This is a genomic window from Neisseria yangbaofengii, from assembly GCF_014898075.1.
Taxonomy (GTDB): Bacteria; Pseudomonadota; Gammaproteobacteria; order Burkholderiales; family Neisseriaceae; genus Neisseria; species Neisseria yangbaofengii.
In genome coordinates this window covers 1,875,949-1,894,768 of sequence record NZ_CP062976.1, presented here as the reverse complement: position 1 = coordinate 1,894,768, position 18,820 = coordinate 1,875,949, and the positions used below count along the sequence as shown (strand labels likewise).

At 49.9% G+C, this 18,820-nt stretch carries 19 protein-coding genes and 1 pseudogene; 8 read left to right on the top strand and 12 right to left on the bottom strand.

All coding sequences use genetic code 11. From position 1 onward, the window contains the following. Nucleotides 1–47: 47 nt before the first annotated feature. From zwf to pgi, 5 genes are all read left to right on the top strand, one after another. On the top strand, nt 48–1,493 hold the full coding sequence (gene zwf / locus H4O27_RS09225) for a glucose-6-phosphate dehydrogenase (protein ID WP_165008284.1): 1,446 nt from the start codon (nt 48–50) through the stop codon (nt 1,491–1,493). Nucleotides 1,494–1,703: 210 nt separating this feature from the next. Further along, complete coding sequence (pgl, locus tag H4O27_RS09220; RefSeq protein WP_165008282.1) at nt 1,704–2,399, top strand: 6-phosphogluconolactonase; 696 nt, start codon at nt 1,704–1,706, stop codon at nt 2,397–2,399. Beyond that, on the top strand, nt 2,380–3,366 hold the full coding sequence (locus tag H4O27_RS09215) for a glucokinase (protein WP_165008280.1): 987 nt from the start codon (nt 2,380–2,382) through the stop codon (nt 3,364–3,366). Before pgl ends, H4O27_RS09215 begins: the two co-directional genes overlap by 20 nt. A 56-nt stretch (nt 3,367–3,422) precedes the next feature. Beyond that, nucleotides 3,423–4,271: an SIS domain-containing protein gene (locus tag H4O27_RS09210; protein ID WP_165008278.1), complete on the top strand. Its 849-nt coding sequence runs from the start codon at nt 3,423–3,425 to the stop codon at nt 4,269–4,271. 5 nt (nt 4,272–4,276) lie between these two features. After that, nucleotides 4,277–5,935 (top strand): glucose-6-phosphate isomerase, encoded by a 1,659-nt coding sequence (gene pgi, locus H4O27_RS09205; protein WP_165008276.1) that lies wholly within the window; start codon nt 4,277–4,279, stop codon nt 5,933–5,935. A gap of 85 nt (nt 5,936–6,020) precedes the next feature. On the opposite strand, the gene H4O27_RS09200 is transcribed toward pgi, so the two are convergent. The 7 genes from H4O27_RS09200 to H4O27_RS09175 all read right to left on the bottom strand — a co-directional run bounded on the left by H4O27_RS09200 (nt 6,021) and on the right by H4O27_RS09175 (nt 11,078). Beyond that, nucleotides 6,021–6,695, bottom strand: a complete 675-nt coding sequence (locus H4O27_RS09200; RefSeq protein ID WP_165008275.1) for a DUF3108 domain-containing protein — start codon at nt 6,693–6,695, stop codon at nt 6,021–6,023. Between the two features lie 15 nt (nt 6,696–6,710). Continuing rightward, nucleotides 6,711–7,337: a phosphoribosylglycinamide formyltransferase gene (gene purN, locus H4O27_RS09195; protein WP_165008273.1), complete on the bottom strand. Its 627-nt coding sequence runs from the start codon at nt 7,335–7,337 to the stop codon at nt 6,711–6,713. 148 nt (nt 7,338–7,485) lie between these two features. Beyond that, on the bottom strand, nt 7,486–7,665 hold the full coding sequence (locus H4O27_RS13395; RefSeq protein WP_255525168.1) for a LysE family transporter: 180 nt from the start codon (nt 7,663–7,665) through the stop codon (nt 7,486–7,488). Further along, nucleotides 7,628–8,113, bottom strand: coding sequence for a LysE/ArgO family amino acid transporter (locus H4O27_RS09190; protein WP_255525167.1), 486 nt, complete (start codon nt 8,111–8,113; stop codon nt 7,628–7,630). The genes H4O27_RS13395 and H4O27_RS09190 overlap by 38 nt, the downstream gene beginning before the upstream one ends. A gap of 61 nt (nt 8,114–8,174) precedes the next feature. Continuing rightward, entirely contained in the window at nt 8,175–8,987 is an 813-nt protein-coding gene (gene bamJ / locus H4O27_RS09185; RefSeq protein WP_165008271.1) for a BamJ family beta-barrel-assembly machinery protein, read from the bottom strand. 139 nt (nt 8,988–9,126) lie between these two features. Beyond that, nucleotides 9,127–9,567, bottom strand: coding sequence for a DNA polymerase III subunit chi (locus tag H4O27_RS09180; protein WP_165008269.1), 441 nt, complete (start codon nt 9,565–9,567; stop codon nt 9,127–9,129). Between the two features lie 101 nt (nt 9,568–9,668). Then, entirely contained in the window at nt 9,669–11,078 is a 1,410-nt protein-coding gene (locus H4O27_RS09175; RefSeq protein WP_165008266.1) for a leucyl aminopeptidase, read from the bottom strand. Between the two features lie 222 nt (nt 11,079–11,300). Between H4O27_RS09175 and lptF the strand changes: the two genes are divergently transcribed. Continuing rightward, entirely contained in the window at nt 11,301–12,416 is a 1,116-nt protein-coding gene (lptF, locus tag H4O27_RS09170) for an LPS export ABC transporter permease LptF (RefSeq protein WP_165008264.1), read from the top strand. Beyond that, nucleotides 12,413–13,483, top strand: a complete 1,071-nt coding sequence (gene lptG / locus H4O27_RS09165; protein ID WP_165008262.1) for an LPS export ABC transporter permease LptG — start codon at nt 12,413–12,415, stop codon at nt 13,481–13,483. The genes lptF and lptG overlap by 4 nt, the downstream gene beginning before the upstream one ends. Nucleotides 13,484–13,546: 63 nt before the next feature. Here the strand turns inward: lptG and H4O27_RS09160 are convergent, their stop codons facing one another. From H4O27_RS09160 to H4O27_RS09150, 3 genes are all read right to left on the bottom strand, one after another. Continuing rightward, nucleotides 13,547–13,714 (bottom strand): hypothetical protein, encoded by a 168-nt coding sequence (locus H4O27_RS09160; RefSeq protein WP_165008260.1) that lies wholly within the window; start codon nt 13,712–13,714, stop codon nt 13,547–13,549. 74 nt (nt 13,715–13,788) lie between these two features. After that, nucleotides 13,789–14,316, bottom strand: coding sequence for a recombination regulator RecX (gene recX, locus H4O27_RS09155; RefSeq protein ID WP_165008258.1), 528 nt, complete (start codon nt 14,314–14,316; stop codon nt 13,789–13,791). Nucleotides 14,317–14,327: 11 nt separating this feature from the next. Beyond that, on the bottom strand, nt 14,328–15,047 hold the full coding sequence (locus H4O27_RS09150; RefSeq protein WP_165008256.1) for a phosphoglycolate phosphatase: 720 nt from the start codon (nt 15,045–15,047) through the stop codon (nt 14,328–14,330). 381 nt (nt 15,048–15,428) lie between these two features. Here H4O27_RS09150 and H4O27_RS09145 point away from each other — a divergent pair, with 381 nt between their 5' ends. Beyond that, complete coding sequence (locus H4O27_RS09145; RefSeq protein WP_193004249.1) at nt 15,429–16,691, top strand: Glu/Leu/Phe/Val family dehydrogenase; 1,263 nt, start codon at nt 15,429–15,431, stop codon at nt 16,689–16,691. 156 nt (nt 16,692–16,847) lie between these two features. On the opposite strand, the pseudogene H4O27_RS13185 reads toward H4O27_RS09145, so the two are convergent. Together H4O27_RS13185 and H4O27_RS09140 are read right to left on the bottom strand one after the other, a co-directional pair. Then, nucleotides 16,848–17,018 (bottom strand): annotated as a pseudogene (locus H4O27_RS13185) (rolling circle replication-associated protein); the annotation flags it as partial. A 382-nt stretch (nt 17,019–17,400) separates the two neighbouring features. Further along, a complete protein-coding gene (locus H4O27_RS09140) occupies nt 17,401–18,621 on the bottom strand; it encodes an aspartate kinase (RefSeq protein ID WP_165008252.1) in 1,221 nt (406 codons plus the stop codon). Nucleotides 18,622–18,820: the final 199 nt, after the last annotated feature.

The following is an 18,820-nucleotide window of genomic DNA, read 5'->3' as shown; positions in this document are numbered from 1 at the left end:
TTCTTAAAAAATGGTATTAAATGCCTCTTCTTGATGAAAGATGAAACATGAGTACTCAAACAAATTTTGATTTGGTGTTGTTCGGCGCAACAGGCGATTTGGCCATGCGCAAATTGCTGCCTTGTCTCTATCAGGCGCATGTGGCCGGATTGTTGAATCCGCAAGGGCGCATTTTGGGTGTGAGCCGCAGCGAAATGGATACCGAAAGCTTTTTGGCTAAGGTTGAAACCAACTCAAAAATCCATGTGAAACAAAACTTTTCCGATGAACAATGGGCATCTTTCATCAAACGCCTCGAATACCTTACCGTTGACGTAACCCGTTCTGAAGACTTTGCCGCCTTGGGCGATAAAGTCAAATCCCGCACCGACACCGAAAGCGTGGTGGTTTATCTTTCAACCGCACCGAAATTCTTTGCCCAAGCCTGTGAAAATCTGGCGGCTGTGGGTTTGAATACCGAAAATGTGCGCGTGGTCTTGGAAAAACCACTGGGCACCGATTTGGCTTCGTCGCAACAAATCAATAATGATGTGGGCAAATACTTCAAAGAAGAGCAAATCTACCGCATCGACCATTATTTGGGCAAAGAAAGCCTGCAAAACGTATTGGCCTTACGCTTTGCCAACGTGATGTTCGAGCCGATGTGGAACAATAAATACATTAAAAGTGTGCAACTCACCATCGCCGAGCAATTGGGCGTGGAGGAGCGCGGCGAGTTTTATGATATCACCGGTGCCTTGCGCGACATGGTGCAAAACCACTTGATGCAGATGTTGTGCATGACCGCGATGGAACCGCCGAAAAGCTTGGATGCCGATGATGTGCGCGATGAAAAAGTGAAAGTGATTAAATCACTGAAACCATTGACCATTGAATCGGTGAATGAAAACGTTGTTCGCGGCCAATACACGGCAGCAGGCGACATGAAAGGCTATCTGCAGGAATTGGATGTGCCGGCCGAGAGCTTCACCGAAACTTATGTGGCCATTAAAGCCGAGATCGACAATGAGCGTTGGCAAGGCGTGCCGTTTTATCTGCGTACCGGCAAACGCATGGCCGATAAAGTGGCGGAAATCGTGTTGAATTTCCGTGATTTGGACAACCATATTTTTCCGAACAGCAAACCGTTTGCCAACCGTTTGGTGATTGAGTTGCAGCCGTTTGACTCCGTGCGCTTGTGCGCGCAAGTTAAAACACCGGGCACGGGCAATAATGTCGAAGTGACGCCGATGACCATCGATTTGGACAAACAATTGGCAGGCCGTCGTCCGGAAGCTTACGAGCGTTTGCTGCTGGATGTGATTAACGGTAATCTGGCTTTGTTCAACCGCCGTGACGAATTGGAAGCCGCATGGGAATATGTGATGCCGATTTTGGATAACTGGGCGCAAAATACCCAAGCGCCACACGGCTATGATGTCCACTCATGGGGGCCTGAGGCGGCGCGCGAATTGTTGGCGCGTGACGGCAACAAGTGGCACGAAGAGCAGTAATATCTTTCAGACGGCCTTAAAATAATTAAGGCCGGCTGAAATGTGTTGTCGGTTGGAATAATCTTCAGATGGTTTAAAGACTGTGTATTGAATAGACCGTCTGAAATGCTTGCAAAGTGTCATACCCGTCTTGATTCGATCAAGAATTCACTTAATGTTTCAGACGGCCTGTTTATTTGAAGGCCGTCTGAAAAACGAAAGGAACGCACGATGTTTACTTGGCACGAATACGAAAACGCAGCAGTGGCTGCCCGCGCACAAGCGGATGCGGTGGCGATCGAATTGCAAAATGCCCTGAATGAAAAAGGCAATGCCGTGTTGGCAGTATCCGGCGGTCGTTCGCCGATTGTTTTTTTTGAAGCCTTGTCGCAAAAAGACTTGGATTGGGCCAATGTGAGCGTCGGCTTGGCGGACGAGCGTATTGTGCCGACCAATCATCCCGACAGCAACACCCGTTTGGTGCGCGAATATTTGCTGCAAAACAAAGCTGCAGCAGCGCAGTGGATTCCGATGGTGGAAGACGGTAAAACTGAAATTGAATTACAACCGCAAACTGTGGTGGACTACGCTTTGAAGCAATACAAGCATCCCGATGTGCTGGTGTTGGGCATGGGCGGTGACGGCCATACGGCTTCGTTGTTCCCGCAAGCGCCGCAATTGCCGGAAGCGATTAACCTGGAAAACAACCTGACCTTGATTCATACCACGCCGGTCACCGCACCACATGAGCGCGTGAGTATGACTTTGGACGCGATTTTGAATACGCTGCACGTCTTTCTTGCGATTCAGGGTACAGATAAAAAAGCCGTGTTTGACAAAGCGGCGGAAGAACCAACTACCGAATACCCAATCAGCCTGATTTTGAATAACGAAAGAGTGGATTGCCATGTCTTCTATACCAACTGATTACCCACGTTTAGTCGCCGATATCGGCGGCACCAATGCCCGCTTTGCATTGGAAGCCGGGCCTCAACAAATCGAGCAAGCGCATGTGTTGCCGTGTAAGGATTACGACACCATCGTTGATGCCGCGCGCGAATACCTGCGCTTGACCGGTCAACCGAATGTTGCCCATGCGGCGGTGGCGATTGCCAATCCGATTGTCGGTGATTGGGTGCAGATGACCAACCACCATTGGGCGTTTTCCATTGAAACCACCCGTCAGGCATTAGGTTTGGAAACCCTGATTTTCCTGAACGACTTTACCGCGCAGGCCTTGGCTGTCACACAAACCGAAGACAAAGATTTGGTGCAGGTCGGCGGTCAGGCACCGGCTGAAAACCAGCCTAAAGCCGTTATCGGCCCGGGCACCGGTTTGGGCGTGAGTGGCTTGGTACACAGTCCGGCCGGTTGGGTGGCGTTGGCGGGCGAGGGCGGCCATACTAGCTTTCCGCCATTTGACGATATGGAAGTTACCATTTGGCAATACGCCAAAAACAAATACGGCCATGTTTCTGCCGAGCGTTTCTTGAGCGGCGCAGGCTTGAGCCTGATTTACGAAGCCTTGGCTGCCAAAGAAAAAGCCAAACCAGGCAAACTGACGCCATCTGAAATTACCGATCGTGCCTTGAGCGGCACATCGCCTTTGTGTCGCCAAACCTTGGATATTTTCTGCGCCATGTTGGGTACGGTTGCCTCCAATCTTGCATTGACGTTGGGCGCGCGCGGCGGTGTGTATTTGTGCGGCGGCATTATTCCGCGAGTGTTGGATTATTTTAAAAATTCATCATTCCGTAGCCGCTTTGAAAACAAAGGCCGCTTTGAAGCTTATTTGGCTGCCATTCCGGTGTATGTTGTGTTGAGTGAATTTCCCGGCATTACCGGTGCCGCTGCGGCCTTGGAAAATCATTTGAAAAACGTGTTAAGCAAATAACTTGCAATGCAGAAAAAAAGTCTGTCACATTGCGATAAAGGAGAGGGATTACCATTATGTTAAGTAAAATCAGTGAGTCATTGCCGAGTTTATCCGGTGCGGAACGTAAAGTCGCCGAATCTGCCTTGGCTGAACCCAAATGGTTTGTGCATGCGGCGGTGGCCGAAATCGCAGAGCGCGCTTCGGTCAGCCAGCCGACGGTAATCCGTTTCTGCCGCAGTTTGGGCTATAAAGGTTTGCCGGAATTCAAATTGGCGTTGTCAGCCAGTATCGGCCACGAAGGCATGCCTTATGTGCATGAAGAATTGAATGCCGATGACGACATGAACAATGTCGTGGAAAAGGTATTGGGCAATGCAGCTGCTTCTTTATTGGGCGAGCGCCGGTACCTGAAAGAGGCAGAGTTGGAAAACGCTATTGCGATTTTGATGCACGCCCGCCGCGTTGAGTTTTACGGTGTCGGTAATTCCGGCATTGTGGCGCAGGATGCGCAGCATAAGTTTTTCCGTTTCGGCATTTCAACCGTCGCCTATGTGGACACCCACACCCAACTGATGGCGGCATCGGTGTTGACCGATAAAGATGTGCTGGTGGCGATTTCGAATACCGGCTCGTCGATTGAATTGCTGGATGCAGTCAGTATTGCCAAGCAAAACGGTGCGGCCGTGATTGCAGTCACGCGTGCGGAATCGCCATTGGCGCAATTGGCCGATTGTGTGTTGAGCGTGGCTACGCAGGAAAACGCCGAGCTTTACACACCGATGGTGTCACGCCTGCTGCAATTGGCCGTGATTGACATTTTGGCCATAGGCTTGGCCTTGCGCTTGGGAGATCAGGCCAGCCTGCAACTACAAAAAAGTAAAAGAAGTATTCACAATAAACACGTTGAATATGATAAGGACTAAAAATCATGAGACACCTTCACGACTTACCAAGTTGGTCGAAATTATGGAAGCATTTCGACCAAACCAAAACTGATCACATGCGTGCCATGTTCGAGCAAGACCCGCAACGCGCTGAACGTTACTGGGCGCAAGTCGGCGGTTTGACGTTGGATTATTCCAAAAACCGCATCAACGACGAAACCTTGTCTTTATTGCTGGATTTGGCGCGCGAAGCCGGTGTGCCCGAGCGCATTAAACAAATGTTCCACGGTGAGAAAATCAACTCAACTGAAGACCGTGCCGTATTGCATATTGCCTTGCGCAACCGTACTAATTCACCGATTGTAGTCGATGGCGAAGACGTGATGCCGAAAGTGAACCATGTATTGCACCGCATGGGCGAATTTGCGCATGAAGTACGCAGTGGCAACTGGCTGGGCTATACCAATCAAGTGATTACCGATGTGGTGAATATCGGTATCGGCGGTTCGGATTTGGGGCCGTTGATGATGTGTACCGCGCTGAAACAATACGGACATCCGCGTATGCGCATGCATTTTGTGTCTAACGTTGACGGCTCACAATTGCGCGATGTATTGGAAAAAGTGCATCCCGAAACCACGCTGTTTATCATTGCATCCAAAACCTTTACCACCCAAGAAACCCTGACCAATGCCTTGACCGCGCGCGAATGGTTCTTGGCTCATGCCGGTGACGAAAGTGTGGTGGCAAAACACTTTGTTGCCGTATCGACCAACAAGAAAGCCGTGGCCGAATTCGGTATCGACACCGCCAATATGTTTGAATTCTGGGATTGGGTAGGTGGTCGCTACAGCCTGTGGTCGGCGATTGGTTTGCCGATTATGCTGTATTTGGGCGAAGAAAATTTCATCGAAATGCTCAACGGCGCGCATTTGATGGATCAGCATTTCTACAATACGCCGCTGGAACGCAACATGCCGGTGATTTTGGCCTTAATCGGCATTTGGTACATCAACTACTACGGCGGCGGCAGCCATGTCATCGCCCCTTATGACCAACACCTGCATCGTCTGCCGAAGTTTATCCAACAGCTTGATATGGAGAGTAACGGCAAACAGGTGACGATCGACGGCCAAACCGTGCAGCATGAAACGTCGCCGGTTATTTGGGGCGAAACCGGTATCAACGGCCAACATGCCTTCTTCCAATTGTTGCACCAAGGCACACACATCACGCCGATTGATTTGATTGCCTCTTTGGAAAAACGCAGCAATTTACGCGGCCACCACGAAATTTTGTTGGCCAACGTATTTGCCCAAGCCGAAGCCTTTATGCGCGGCAAAACGCCTGAAGAAGCACGAGCCGAATTGCAGGCGCAAGGTTTGGATGAAGCACGCGTTGAAGAATTGGTGCCGCATAAAACCTTCTCCGGCAACCGCCCGACCAACTTAATCCTGATGGATAAAGTCAACCCGCGCAATATGGGCAGCCTGATTGCTTTGTATGAACACAAAACTTTCGTACAAGGTACCATTTGGGGTATCAACAGCTTCGACCAATGGGGCGTGGAATTGGGTAAACAATTGGCCAAAACCATTTTGGCGGAATTGACCGGCGAGAGTGAACCGCAAAAACATGACAGCTCTACCGAGCGTTTGATTAATCTGTATTTGAATACCAATAAGTCATCACTTATGGATTAATATAAAAAGGCCGTCTGAAAAAACATTTTTTCAGACGGCCTTTTTTTGATGGATAGGTTTATCAAAGTATTGACGCGAATTTCAATTAAGGCTTAACCGTTTTTCCGTCAATTATCAAACGGGTCAGGCGCAGGTTGTACGATTTACCGTCGTCTTCTTTATAGATGATTTGCGCCGGAATATTGTTCAATTCGGTAGCAAAAGAATAGTTAATCGTGTCGTCGCCACGATGAACCACATATTTGCTCACAGGTGTGAAGCCCCCGCCAAATTTATAGCTGGAAGTACCGGCATGGGTCATGCTGTTGACCGCATAAATTTTTTTACCGTTGGTTACGCTTAAGTCAGTAGGTAATTTGGCATCATTTGCGGCCAATTGCCATGCCAGGGTAAACAAATCCATGGTGGTGCCGGAAACAGTTTTGCTTTTTTTGTCGCCGACTTTGCCGTAGGTAACGTTGTTGCCGTCGAATTTGACATCGGTGTAAAGCTTGCCGTCACGACTTTCCTTATAATATTTCGGTTGCAGGGTATCGCCCGAAATGATACCGCCGGATTCAAAACGAATGTGGTAAAGCGGCACTTTAATGGTTGAAACGATTTTGTAGCTATTACCCGTACGGGTAAAGCTCATTGTTGCCGGAATTTTGAGATTCCCTGAATATTGTAAGGTCGCCGATTTTGGCAATTCGGCAGCCATAAGGCCGGGTGCAGTCAAAGCGGCGGTTAATAAAGCGGTAAGGGTAGTGATTTTTTTCATTCTCTCTCCTTGATATTAAGCCAGCAATGCGGATGATTGCGGCTGCGTGTCGGTGTTTAAAACGCGGTTGCCTTGGATATTCAGACGGCCTGCGACAAAATCGGCCACGGCTTTCGGAAACAATTGATGCTCGATGCCCAAAACGCGCGCGGCAACATCATCGGCGGTATCGTTATCAAAAATCGGCACCACACCTTGGGAGATAATCGGGCCGCAGTCTAATTCGGCAGTCACAAAATGAATGGTGCAGCCGGCCACGCGGCAACCGGCTCTCAAGGCGCGCTCATGGGTGTGCAAACCGGTAAACGATGGCAGAATCGATGGATGAATGTTCATCAAGCAGCCTTCGTAGTGTGCGCAAAACTCCGGGGTGAGAATGCGCATAAAACCGGCCAACACCACCAAATCCGGCTGATAAGCATCGATTTTTGCCATCATGGCTTGGTCGAAAGCCAAACGTGATTCAAATGATTTGTGGTTGAGGCTGTCGGTGGCAATGCCGCGTTCCGCCGCCCAAGCCAAACCGGCTGCACTTTCGTTGTTGCTCAATACCGCGGCGATGCGGGCATTGGGAATTTGGGCGTTGACGATGGCCTGCATATTGCTGCCGCGACCTGAAATCAAAATAACAACGTTTTTCATGACATAGACTTTCTGTATGGGTTAAATTAAAGCCAACGGGAGACGAGAACAAGCATTTTAGCCTGATTTAACCGGCGTTAAGTTTGGGGTTGATATTGTAAATGATATGGGAAAGGCCGTCTGAAACTTTTTCAGACGGCTTTTAACATCAAATAAAGATGTTAAAAGCCTGCTTTAATAGTCCGACAGCCAAATAAAACATCACCAAGGCAATCACGCCGTCGAGTAGTTGCCATACTTGTTCACGCCGGAATAGCGGCAACAGCAGTCGTGAGCCGAAGCCCAATCCGCTAAACCACAAGCCTGATGCGCTGATGGCACCTGCCAAAAAAAAATTGTTTGGCAGTTTGATCCAAATTGGCTGCGCTACCGCCAATCAGCACCACGGTATCGATATACACATGCGGGTTGAGTAAGGTGAGTGCCAAGGTAGTTGCAGCGATTTTAAAGGCAGAAGGAGGTAGGTGGTTTTCGGTATCTACCGTGAGATAATTGCCGCCTTGCCATGCGCGTTTGGCACTCACGGCACCGTAAGCCAATAAAAATAAGCCGCCTGACAAGGCCAGCGCGCCGGATAATTTTGGGCTGCCGGAAAGTAAGGCGCTTAAGCCGAAAACACCCAAGGTCATCAACACGACATCGCACAGCCAGCACAACAGCACCACCAGCCAAATATGCCGGCGCAACAAGCCTTGTTTCAGCACTAATGCATTTTGTGCGCCGATGGCCATGATCAAACCGGCGGAAATGAGAAAACCGTTAATAAAATAGGTCATGATATTTATATAAACAGGCCGTCTGAAAATTTTCAGACGGCCTGTTTGGCATCGTAAAGGGTTATTTGACTTTTTCGATTTGTACTTCAGGGTGGTCAGGCATGTCTTCTGCGCCGCCGACTTTCACCAATTTCACATCGAAAACCAAGGTTGAGTTCGGGCCGATTTTATCACCTGCACCTTGTTCGCCGTAAGCCAGTTTGGCCGGGATAAAGAAGGTTGCTTCGCCGCCTTCTTTCAACAATTGTACGGCTTCTTGCCAGCCCGGAATCACTTGGTTAACCGGGAAGCTTGCCGGTTGGCCGCCGTTTTGTTTGCTGCTGTCAAACACGGTGCCGTCAATCAAGCGGCCTTCGTATTCGACGGTAACTACATCATCTTTGGTCGGTTTTTTGCCGGTGCCTTCGTTTTTCATTACATATTGCAAGCCGGAAGCAGTGGTTTTCACGCCTTCTTTAGCGGCATTTTCTTTTAGGAAGGTTTCGCCTTTTTCCAAGTTGGTTTTAGCATCTTCCGCACGCTTGGCTTGGGCTTTTTCCTGCTGTTCGGCCAGGAACTTCATCATCACTTCTTGCGCCTGTATTTCATTCATTTTCGGCTCTTTGCCGTCATATACGGTTTGCAGGGCTTCATTGAATGCTTTCAGGTCGATGTCGGTGCCTTGCTCTTTCATTTGTTTCAAAGAACGGCCGATATCCACGCCCATTGCGTAGCTGGCTTGTTGCACCGGTGTGCCGATGGCATCCACGCTGCCTGCCGCGCCGGAAGCAGCAGAAGCCGCTGCAGGAGCGGTGCCTGCATCTTTTTTCTCACAAGCAACCAATGACAAGGCGGCGGCCAGAGCCAGCGCGCTGAATTTGAAAGTTTTGTTCATAATGCTGTTTCTTTGAATGAAAAAGGAAAACGTGATTATAGCCCAGAATGCCTGAAAATGAATCAGGCCGTCTGAAAAATTATCGGTGGATTTGTAAAGATGACGTATGGATTTCAGACGGCCTATGCTGTCTGAACGATTACGCCTTGCCTTCCATTTTGTGATGCTCGATGTTGAAGCCGCTTTGGCGGTAAGCGCGGAAACGTTCGCGGGCTTCAGCCAGGTCTTCCAAACTGTTGCCGACGATTTCCAACACACGTTCGGGCGGTTGCGGCGCGTCCGACCAAAAATCGGACGATAGGTTTAAAACAGTGATGTCGGCAGCAAGCGTAGGCAAGGTATTTGCGGTAGCCAGTAAAACCGGTGTTTCAGACGGCATTGCTTCATTGATTTGCCAAATCTCATGCGGAATAAAACTTTCCGCATCCTGCTGCCACAAATCGCGGTCAAGACGCGTAATCGTGTCAGCCGAATCCGACCAAACCAATACCCGGCCGCCGTCGCGAATGGCACGGCCGGCCAAACGGCAGGCAAAAACGGCAGGGTGGACAACATGGGTGTAAAACGTGGCTTTGGGCATGGTGGTATGGAATAAGATTGAATCGTGCTGAATTATAACAAAAGGCCGTCTGAAAAAATGCTGTTCAGACGGCCTTGATGGTGAATTTAACTTAAAACTGCTTATTTCGCATTGCGTAAATAATTCAGCAGCAAGGGAACAGGGCGGCCGGTGGCGCCTTTTTCGCTGCCCGATTTCCATGCGGTGCCGGCGATGTCGAGATGCGCCCATGGGTAATCTTCGGTGAAATGCGAAAGGAATGCGGCGGCGGTAATGGTGCCTGCGCCCGGCGTGCCGATGTTCGGCAGGTCGGCAAAGTTGGATTTGAGCTGCTCTTTGTAAGTATCAAACAGCGGCAGTTGCCATGCTTTGTCGTTAACTTCTTTAGACGAAGCCAGCAGGCTGTCGACCAATTCTTGGTTGTTGCCCATTACGCCGCTGACATCGTGACCTAAGGCGATGATGCAGGCACCGGTAAGGGTGGCTACGTCGATGACGGCTTTCGGCTTGAACTGTTCGGCATAGGTGAGCGCATCACACAAAATCAGACGGCCTTCGGCATCGGTGTTCAACACTTCGATGCTCAAGCCTTTCATGCTGGTGACGATGTCGCCCGGTTTGGTGGCCATGCCGGAAGGCATGTTTTCGCAAGTCGGTACAATGGCAATCAGGTTAATCGGCAGTTGCAGCTTCACGGCTGCACAGAAGGTGCCGATGACGGTGGCCGCGCCGCACATGTCGAATTTCATTTCGTCCATGTTCAAGCCCGGTTTCAGCGAGATGCCGCCGGTATCAAACGTGATGCCTTTGCCGACCAACACGATGGGCGCGGCTTCTTGGTCTGCTGCGCCGAAGTAAGAGAGTTCGACCAAATAAGGGTCTTGCACGCTGCCTTTGGCAACCGACCAAAATGAACCCATATTGGCTTTGATATAGTCTTTTTCGATGATTTTGGCGTTTGCACCCAATTGTTCTGCTTCGGATTTGGCGGTAGCGGCCAAAAATTCCGGCGTGCATTCGTTTGGTGCGGCATTGCCTAAGTCACGGCACAGGCTTTGGCCGAACACTTGCGCATCGGCCACTTTCGCGGCTTCGGCGACTTTTTCAGCATGTTCGGTGTGAAAGATGGTGTGAACCAGCTTTGCCGGTTTGGCTTCTTTTTTGTAGCGGTCGAAACGGTAGGAGGCGTTACCGAAAGCCACGGCAAATGCTTCGGCGACGCGCGGGGCGTCGATTTCGCAAAACGGCATGATGTCAACGCTTACTTTTTCTTGCTTTTGCGCCCATTTGGCGGCTTCGGCGGCGGCTTTGTCGAACGTGGCACGTTCCAAATCTTTCAAATACGCTACGGCTACGGCTTGCAAACCGTCGCCTGAAGGGATTTTGGTTTCGGCAAAAGATTGGCCTTCTTCCAGCGAGCGGAACAGGGCAAGGGCGGTGTCGTTGTGAAGCAGGGTTTCTTCCGTGCAAATAAATAACGCTGCGCCTGCCTGATTCGGCTGCAATTTTTCGGCTTTTGTGCTAAATTCCACGTTTATTCTCCTGATTGAATGTGGGTGTTCGGATGTTTCAGACGGCTTGGCGCCGTGAAAGAGAGATGGGTGATTGTACTCCATCATCAGGCCGTCTGAAACCTTATTTCATAATGCCGGCAGGCTGCGCGTTTGCGTTATTGCGTTTCAGACGGCCTGTAAAAAGAGACGGCGAGAACCTGCCAACCGGCTTTATGCCGCCCGGCTTGAAACAGCAATCATATGATTTATCAAAGAAATTTTATTAAAGAATTGTCCTTTACCGCAGTCGGTATTTTTGTGGTGCTGCTGGCGGTATTGGTGTCGACGCAGGCGATTAACCTGCTCGGGCGCGCCGCCGACGGACGGGTAGCGATTGATGCCGTATTGGCTTTGGTCGGCTTCTGGGTTATCGGCATGACGCCGCTGTTGCTGGTGTTGACGGCGTTTATCAGCACCTTGACGGTGCTGACCCGCTATTGGCGCGACAGCGAAATGTCGGTGTGGCTCTCCAGCGGTTTGGCCTTGAAGCAGTGGATTAAACCGGTGATGCAGTTTGCCGTGCCGTTTGCGGTGTTGATTGCCGTGATGCAGCTTTGGGTGATGCCGTGGGCGGAACTGCGCAGTCGCGAATACGCTGAAATTTTGAAGCAGAAACAAGAGCTTTCTTTGGTCGAAGCGGGCGAATTCAACGCTTTGGGCAAGCGCAACAACCGCGTGTATTTCGTTGAAACCTTCGACACCGATTCGGGCGTGATGAAAAACCTGTTTTTGCGCGAACAAGACGACAAAGGCAACGACAACACCGTATTCGCCAAAGAAGGCAATTTCGCGCTGACCGACAATAAACGCACATTGGAATTACGCAACGGCTACCGCTACAGCGGCACACCGGGGCAAGCCGATTACAATCAGGTGTCGTTTGAAAAGCTGAGCCTGATTATCAGCACCACGCCGAAAATCATCGATCCGGTTTCCCACCGCCGTACCATTCCGACCGCACAATTAATCGGCAGCGATAATCCGCAGCACCAAGCCGAACTGATGTGGCGTTTGTCTTTACCGATTAGTGTGTTGCTGCTGACCATGTTGGCGGTGCCGCTTTCGTATTTCAATCCGCGCACCGGGCATACTTATAATATTTTGATTGCCATCGGTTTATTCCTGATTTACCAAAACGGGCTGACCTTTTTGCGCAACGCAGTGGAAGACGGCAAAATCCATTTCTTCATCGGTCTGATTCCGATGCATGTGTCGATGTTTGCCATTGCCGTGGTGTTGCTGCGCGTGCGCAGTATGCCAGCGCAGCCGTTTTGGCAGGCCGTGGCGAAAAGCTTGAGTTTGAAAGGCGGAAAATGAATCTGATTTCACGTTATATTATCCGCCAAATGGCCGTAATGGCTTTGTATGCCTTGCTGGCATTTTTGGCTTTGTACAGCTTTTTTGAAGTGATTGACGAAGTCGGCAATCTTGGTAAAGGCGGCTACGACGGCGTGAAAATGGCGCAATATGTGTTGCTGCAGATGCCGGCGCGTGCGTATGAACTGATGCCCTTGGCAGTATTAATCGGCGGTTTGATTTCTTTGAGCCAACTGGCGGCAGGCAGCGAATTGACAGTGATAAAAGCCAGCGGCTTGAGTACCAAAAAGCTACTGCTGATTTTGGCGCAATTCGGTTTGATTTTTGCTCTGGCCACCGTGGCTTTGGGAGAGTGGGTCGCGCCGAAGCTCAGCCAACGCGCTGAAAACCTGAAAACCACTGCCATCAACGGCAAACTCACCGCCGGCGACACCGGCTTGTGGCTGAAAGAGAAAAACAACATCATCAACGTGCGTGAAATGTTGCCCGATAAAACTTTGCTGGGCGTAAAATTTTGGCAGCACAACGCGCAATACGAATTGGCACAAGCAGGCGAAGCCGAATCGGTAGTATTGAATGCCGACGGCAGCTGGCAATTGAAAAACGTGCGCCGCAGCGTGCTGCACGATGACCGTATTGAAATCAAAACCGAAGCCGAGCAACGTTGGGAAACTTCGCTCGACGGCCAATTGCTGGATGTATTGCTGGTCGATCCCGATCAAATGTCGGTGTCCGAACTCACCACTTACATTGCGCATTTGAAAGACAACCATCAGCAAACGCAAGCCTATTCCATCGCTTGGTGGCGTAAAGTGATGTATCCGATTGCCGCTTTGGTGATGGCTTTGGTGGCTTATGCGTTTACGCCGCAAACCACGCGCCACGGCAATATGGGTTTGAAACTGTTCGGCGGCATTTGCTTAGGCTTGGCCTTTCACTTCGCCGGCCGCTTGTTTGGTTTTACCAGCCAGCTTTACGGTGTACCTCCGTTTTTGGCCGGTGCGTTGCCAACCATCATCTTTGCTGTTTGGGCGGTTTACCTGATTCGCAAACAGGAAAAACGCTGAATATTGAATCAAAAGGCCGTCTGAAACATTGAGTTTCAGACGGCCTTTTGATATGGAAACGGTTTAACTCAACCAAAATTTAAACACGGAATACAAAACGGCAATCACCACAACCGCCCACATGATGCCCATGAAAATCACCACGGCGCGGCCGGCTTTGTAAACGGGATTGTTGCGTTCGTCTTCGGTGGAAAGTTTGTGTGCGCTTGGGAAAGGGGTTTTATCGGTCATTATGCAAACTCATGCTTTGAATATTCATAGGCTGAAGCGTACGCCGTTTGGTAAAAAGATTCAAGCGGAATGAATCAATAAAAGTCGTCATCTTCCGACCAATCGCTTTTTAAGGCCGCTTGAATCGTGCCCATGTCGAAACCGCGGTAAGCGAGAAAGCGCACCTGCTTTTGTTTCTCTTTCAAATCACGGCTCGGCTGCTTGAATTTTTTGCGTAAAACCTGAATCGCGGTTTGCAGTTCGCTTTCTTTATCAGGCATGAATTCGCGGCTGATGCCGGCGTCAATGCCTTGCTGCGCCAAAGCCTGCTGCAAGCGCAATTTGCCGTGTTGGCGGCTTTTGCTGTGGATGTAGGCTTCGGCGTAGCGCTCGTCCGATTGCCAATTGCGTTCGGCAAATTCGTCCAACACTTTTTCCAATTCTTCTTCGCTTTCAGCATGCGGAGCGAGCTTGCGTTTCAGGCCGGCACGGCTGATTTCTTGGCGCGATAAAATATCCATCGCCCGTGCCCGCAAGGATTTCTGCGGTTTGCTCGGGTGTTTGGATTGGTGGCCATCAGCGCCGCCGAAGTGGATAAAGCCGTCGCTTTCGGATTCGTACATTTCAGACGGCCTTATGCTTCATCATCGTCTTTGGTTTTTTGCGGTTGCAGGTTTTCATAGATTTCCGGCAACGAACCAATCAGCCAATCGGGTTTGGTGGTTTTGTCTTGCGACAGCAAAGTCATGTCGCCATAGCCGAAGGTTACGCCCACGCTGAAGCAGCCGGCGGCTTTGGCGGCGAGAATGTCGTTGTGTGAATCGCCGACCATCATCATGTTGGCAACATCGATGCCCAATACTTCGGCGCAATGTTGCAAAGGCAGCGGGCTGGGTTTCTTTTCGGCCAAACTGTCGCCGCCGAGAATCAGGCTGAAATTGTCGGCGATGCCCAATTGTTTCAACAATTCAACGGCCAAAATTTCGGTTTTGTTGGTGATGACGGCCAAGGGAATGCCCAAGGTTTTTAAGAGACCCAAACCGGCTTCGGTTTCGGGATAAAGGCGCGTGAAGTCGCTCAAGTGGTCGCGGTAATATTGCATATAAAACACGAAACCTTTTTCCCAAATTTCGGGTGCGGCATCGGTGTTGCGTTCGCGTGTGATGACTCGGTGCACCAAACGGCCAATACCGTCGCCGATGTAGCTTTCGATTTCCGAATCGGGCAGTGTGTCCATGCCTAAATAAGTGCGCATGGCGTTGCCGGCGGCAATCAAATCGGGCGCAGAGTGGCACAGGGTGCCGTCTAAATCAAAGACTACCGCTTGAACGTGTTCGATGGTGGGTGTGGTCATCAGCTTCTCCAAGGTTTGTGTTCGGTAAAGTGATTTTACCTGAAATAGGCCGTCTGAAAAGGGTCGGGGGCATTTTCAGGCATATTTATAGCTAGATTACCGGTTTTTTATTTCTGTATAAATTAAAAAAATTTTTCTGTTAAAACGGTGCTTTGAATATTCAGACGGCCTGTGTTTTGACAAGGAATGTTTAAAATTCAATCAAATACGGTTCTAAAAAAATTTATTGAAAATTTATTTTGGTTTTATTACTCCAATAATGTTGACAAAGTAAATTTACTACATTGATTTTAAAATATTTTATTTAAACAAAGCGCCAAAATTTGATATAGTGGTATGCATGACACTTGTCTTAACGAACCTTTGTGAAAGGACTTATTGATGTCGAATGCTGCAAAAGAAACACTGAATTCTTTTGAAATTGCCCAAAAACAAGTCAAAGCTGCCTGCGACCGTTTGAATACGGAGCCGGCAGTGTATGAAATTTTGAAAAACCCGTTGCGCGTATTGGAAGTGACCTTTCCGGTGAAGCTGGATAACGGCACGGTGAAAACCTTTACCGGTTACCGCTCGCAACACAACAATGCCGTCGGCCCTTACAAAGGCGGTATCCGCTTCCATCCGAACGTCAGCATGGATGAAGTAAAAGCATTATCCACTTGGATGACGTTTAAATGCTGCGTGGCCGGTTTGCCTTATGGCGGCGGCAAAGGCGGTATTACGCTCGATCCGAAAGATTATTCCGAAGCCGAATTGGAACGCATTGCCCGTGGCTACGCCAACGCCATTGCGCCGCTGATTGGTGAGAAAATCGATATTCCGGCACCGGATGTGAACACCAACGGCAAAGTGATGTCGTGGATGGTGGATGAATACGAAAATATTGTGAAACATTCTGCGCCGGGCGTATTTACCGGCAAACCGGTTGATTTCGGCGGCTCGTTGGCGCGTAATGAAGCCACCGGCTACGGCGTGAATTTTGCTGCGGTTCAAGCTTTGGAAAAAATCGGCAAAGACGTAAAAGGCGCAACTTACGCGATTCAAGGTTTCGGTAACGTCGGCTACCATACCGGTTTGTATGCGCATGAAGCCGGTGCGAAAGTGGTGGCGATTTCGACGGTGGACGTAGCCATCTACAATGAAAACGGCATCGACATGGAAGCGGTTTTGAAAGAATATCAAACCAACGGTTTCATCACCAATGAAGCGGGCTACGGCAAGGAAATCACCAATGCCGAATTGCTGGCTTTGGATGTGGACGTGTTGGCACCGTGTGCGCTGGAGAATCAAATCACGTCTGAAAACGCCGGTGATGTGAAAGCCAAAATCGTGGTGGAAGGCGCCAACGGCCCGACCACACCGGAAGCGGACGTGATTTTGCAGGCCAACGGCGTATTGGTGGTGCCGGATATTCTGGCCAACTGCGGCGGCGTGGTAGTGTCGTATTTCGAGTGGGTGCAAAACCTGCAAGGCTATTACTGGGAATTTAACGAAGTGCAGCAAAAGCAAACCGTGGTGTTGCGCCGCGCATTCCAAGACATTTGGAATTTGGCGCAGGAATACAGCGTCGATTTGCGCACCGCTTCGTATATGATGAGTATCCGCCGCATTGAAAAAGCCATGAAGGCGCGCGGTTGGTATTGATGAAATAGGGTAGACAGGCCGTCTGAAAGGCGAATGCTTTCAGACGGCCTTGGATATTTTTGTGAGCGCGGGAATGGATTTGATTGGCGGAATCTGAGTTTCACAAAGGCCGCAGTCTTTTTCATCTAGCTAGTTTGAAACCGAACATTCAACTAAAAGGCCGAATGTTTCAATAAATTGACGTACGTTCATTTCCAAAGCGGTTGATGATTTTTTGTGAGATGTTGAAAACGCGTTAAATTCGGATTTCATGCCGTCTGGTAAGAATTTCTCATAACCAACCGGCATTTCTTTTTTATTGTTTTGAATCGGGTTTTCAGTCTCAATGCAGTTGTTACTCTTTAGACAAGGAAGCGCGCTTCGCGTAACGGTTCACGCCCGCACCTCCGGCATCGGAGCGGATACGGTAATTTGCCGTATAAATCGGCGGCGTCAAAAGCGGATTGTTGGCCGTGTGGCTTAAAACAGGGGAATTTCCGGTTTCGTGAGCAGTCGGTACTCAACGAATACACGGCAAATATAGGCAATCGGCTTTGTTTCCGTTTGTGGTGTAATGGTGTAATGACAAAGTGATAGTTCAGACCTATTGAAAGTCGGTTAAACTTGCCAATGGGTATTAACGGAGATTTACACCCCTTGCGTGGAGTGCAATATATAAGGCCGTCTGAAAACCAAGTTTTCAGACGGCCTATCATTTTATCAGAAAAAATTATTTTTCCAATTCAAAGGCTTTATGTAAAACGCGGGTAGCCAGTTCCATGTATTTTTCGTCAATCAATACCGATACTTTGATTTCGGAAGTCGAAATCATTTGAATATTGATGCTTTCTTCAGCCAAAGTGCGGAAGATTTTCGCAGCTACGCCGACGTGCGAACGCATGCCCATACCCACCACGGAAACTTTGCATACGGTGTCGTCGCCATCGATATCCGCAGCGCCGATGCTGTCCTTCAAGTTGTTCAGCAGGCTCAGTGTGGCTTTGTAATCGCCGCGCGGAACGGTAAACGAGAAGTCGGTAGTGCCCTCCGAGCCGACATTTTGGATAATCATGTCGACTTCGATGTTGGCATCGGCCACCGCGCCCAAGATTTGGTAGGCCACGCCCGGTTTGTCAGGTACCCCGCGCACGTTGATGCGGGCTTGGTTTTTGTCGGTGGCGATACCGGTTACGGCAGCTCTTTCCATGTTGTCGTCCTCTTCAAAGGTAATTAAGGTGCCGTTGCCGCCATCTTGCAGGCTGCTCAATACGCGCAGGCGTACTTTGTATTTGCCGGCGAATTCAACGGAGCGGATTTGCAAAACTTTCGAACCGAGGCTGGCCAGTTCCAGCATTTCTTCAAATGTAATCGTATTCAGACGGCATGCTTCCGGCACGACCCTGGGGTCGGTGGTATAAACGCCGTCCACGTCGGTGTAAATCTGGCATTCGTCGGCTTTCAGCGCCGCTGCCAGCGCCACGGCGGAAGTATCCGAACCGCCCCGGCCAAGCGTGGAGATATTGCCTTCGCTGCTGATGCCTTGGAAACCGGCAACAATCACGACTTTGCCTTCGGCTAAATCGGCACGCATTTTTTCATCGTCGATGCTTTCGATGCGGGCTTTGGTGTGGGCGGTGTCGGTGTGCAGGGCAACTTGCCAGCCGGTGTAGCTTTTTGCCGGTACGCCGATGTTTTTCAATGCCATGGCCAGCAAACCGATAGTAACTTGTTCGCCGGTGGACAATACGACATCTAACTCGCGTGGGTCGGGCGTGTCTTGCATTTCGTGCGCCAGCGCTACCAAGCGGTTGGTTTCGCCGCTCATGGCGGAAACCACTACCACGACATCGTGCCCTTCGGCACGGGCTTTGGCAACACGTTTGGCGACATTTTTAATGCGTTCGGCGGAACCGACCGAGGTGCCGCCATATTTTTGTACGATTAATGCCATGTTTCGTGCTTTCTGTTTCAGGTTCGCAAACGGCAGCCGAGGCTGCTCGGGTAAAAAAAATCTTGCTGTATTATTACCAGTTTTTACACAAAGTTCAAGCCGTGAAACGGAATTATAGTGGAATAACCTCAAAGCACTACAGCGTTGGCTTCGCCTTGCCGTATTACTCATACTGTCTGCGGCTTGCCGCCTTGTATTG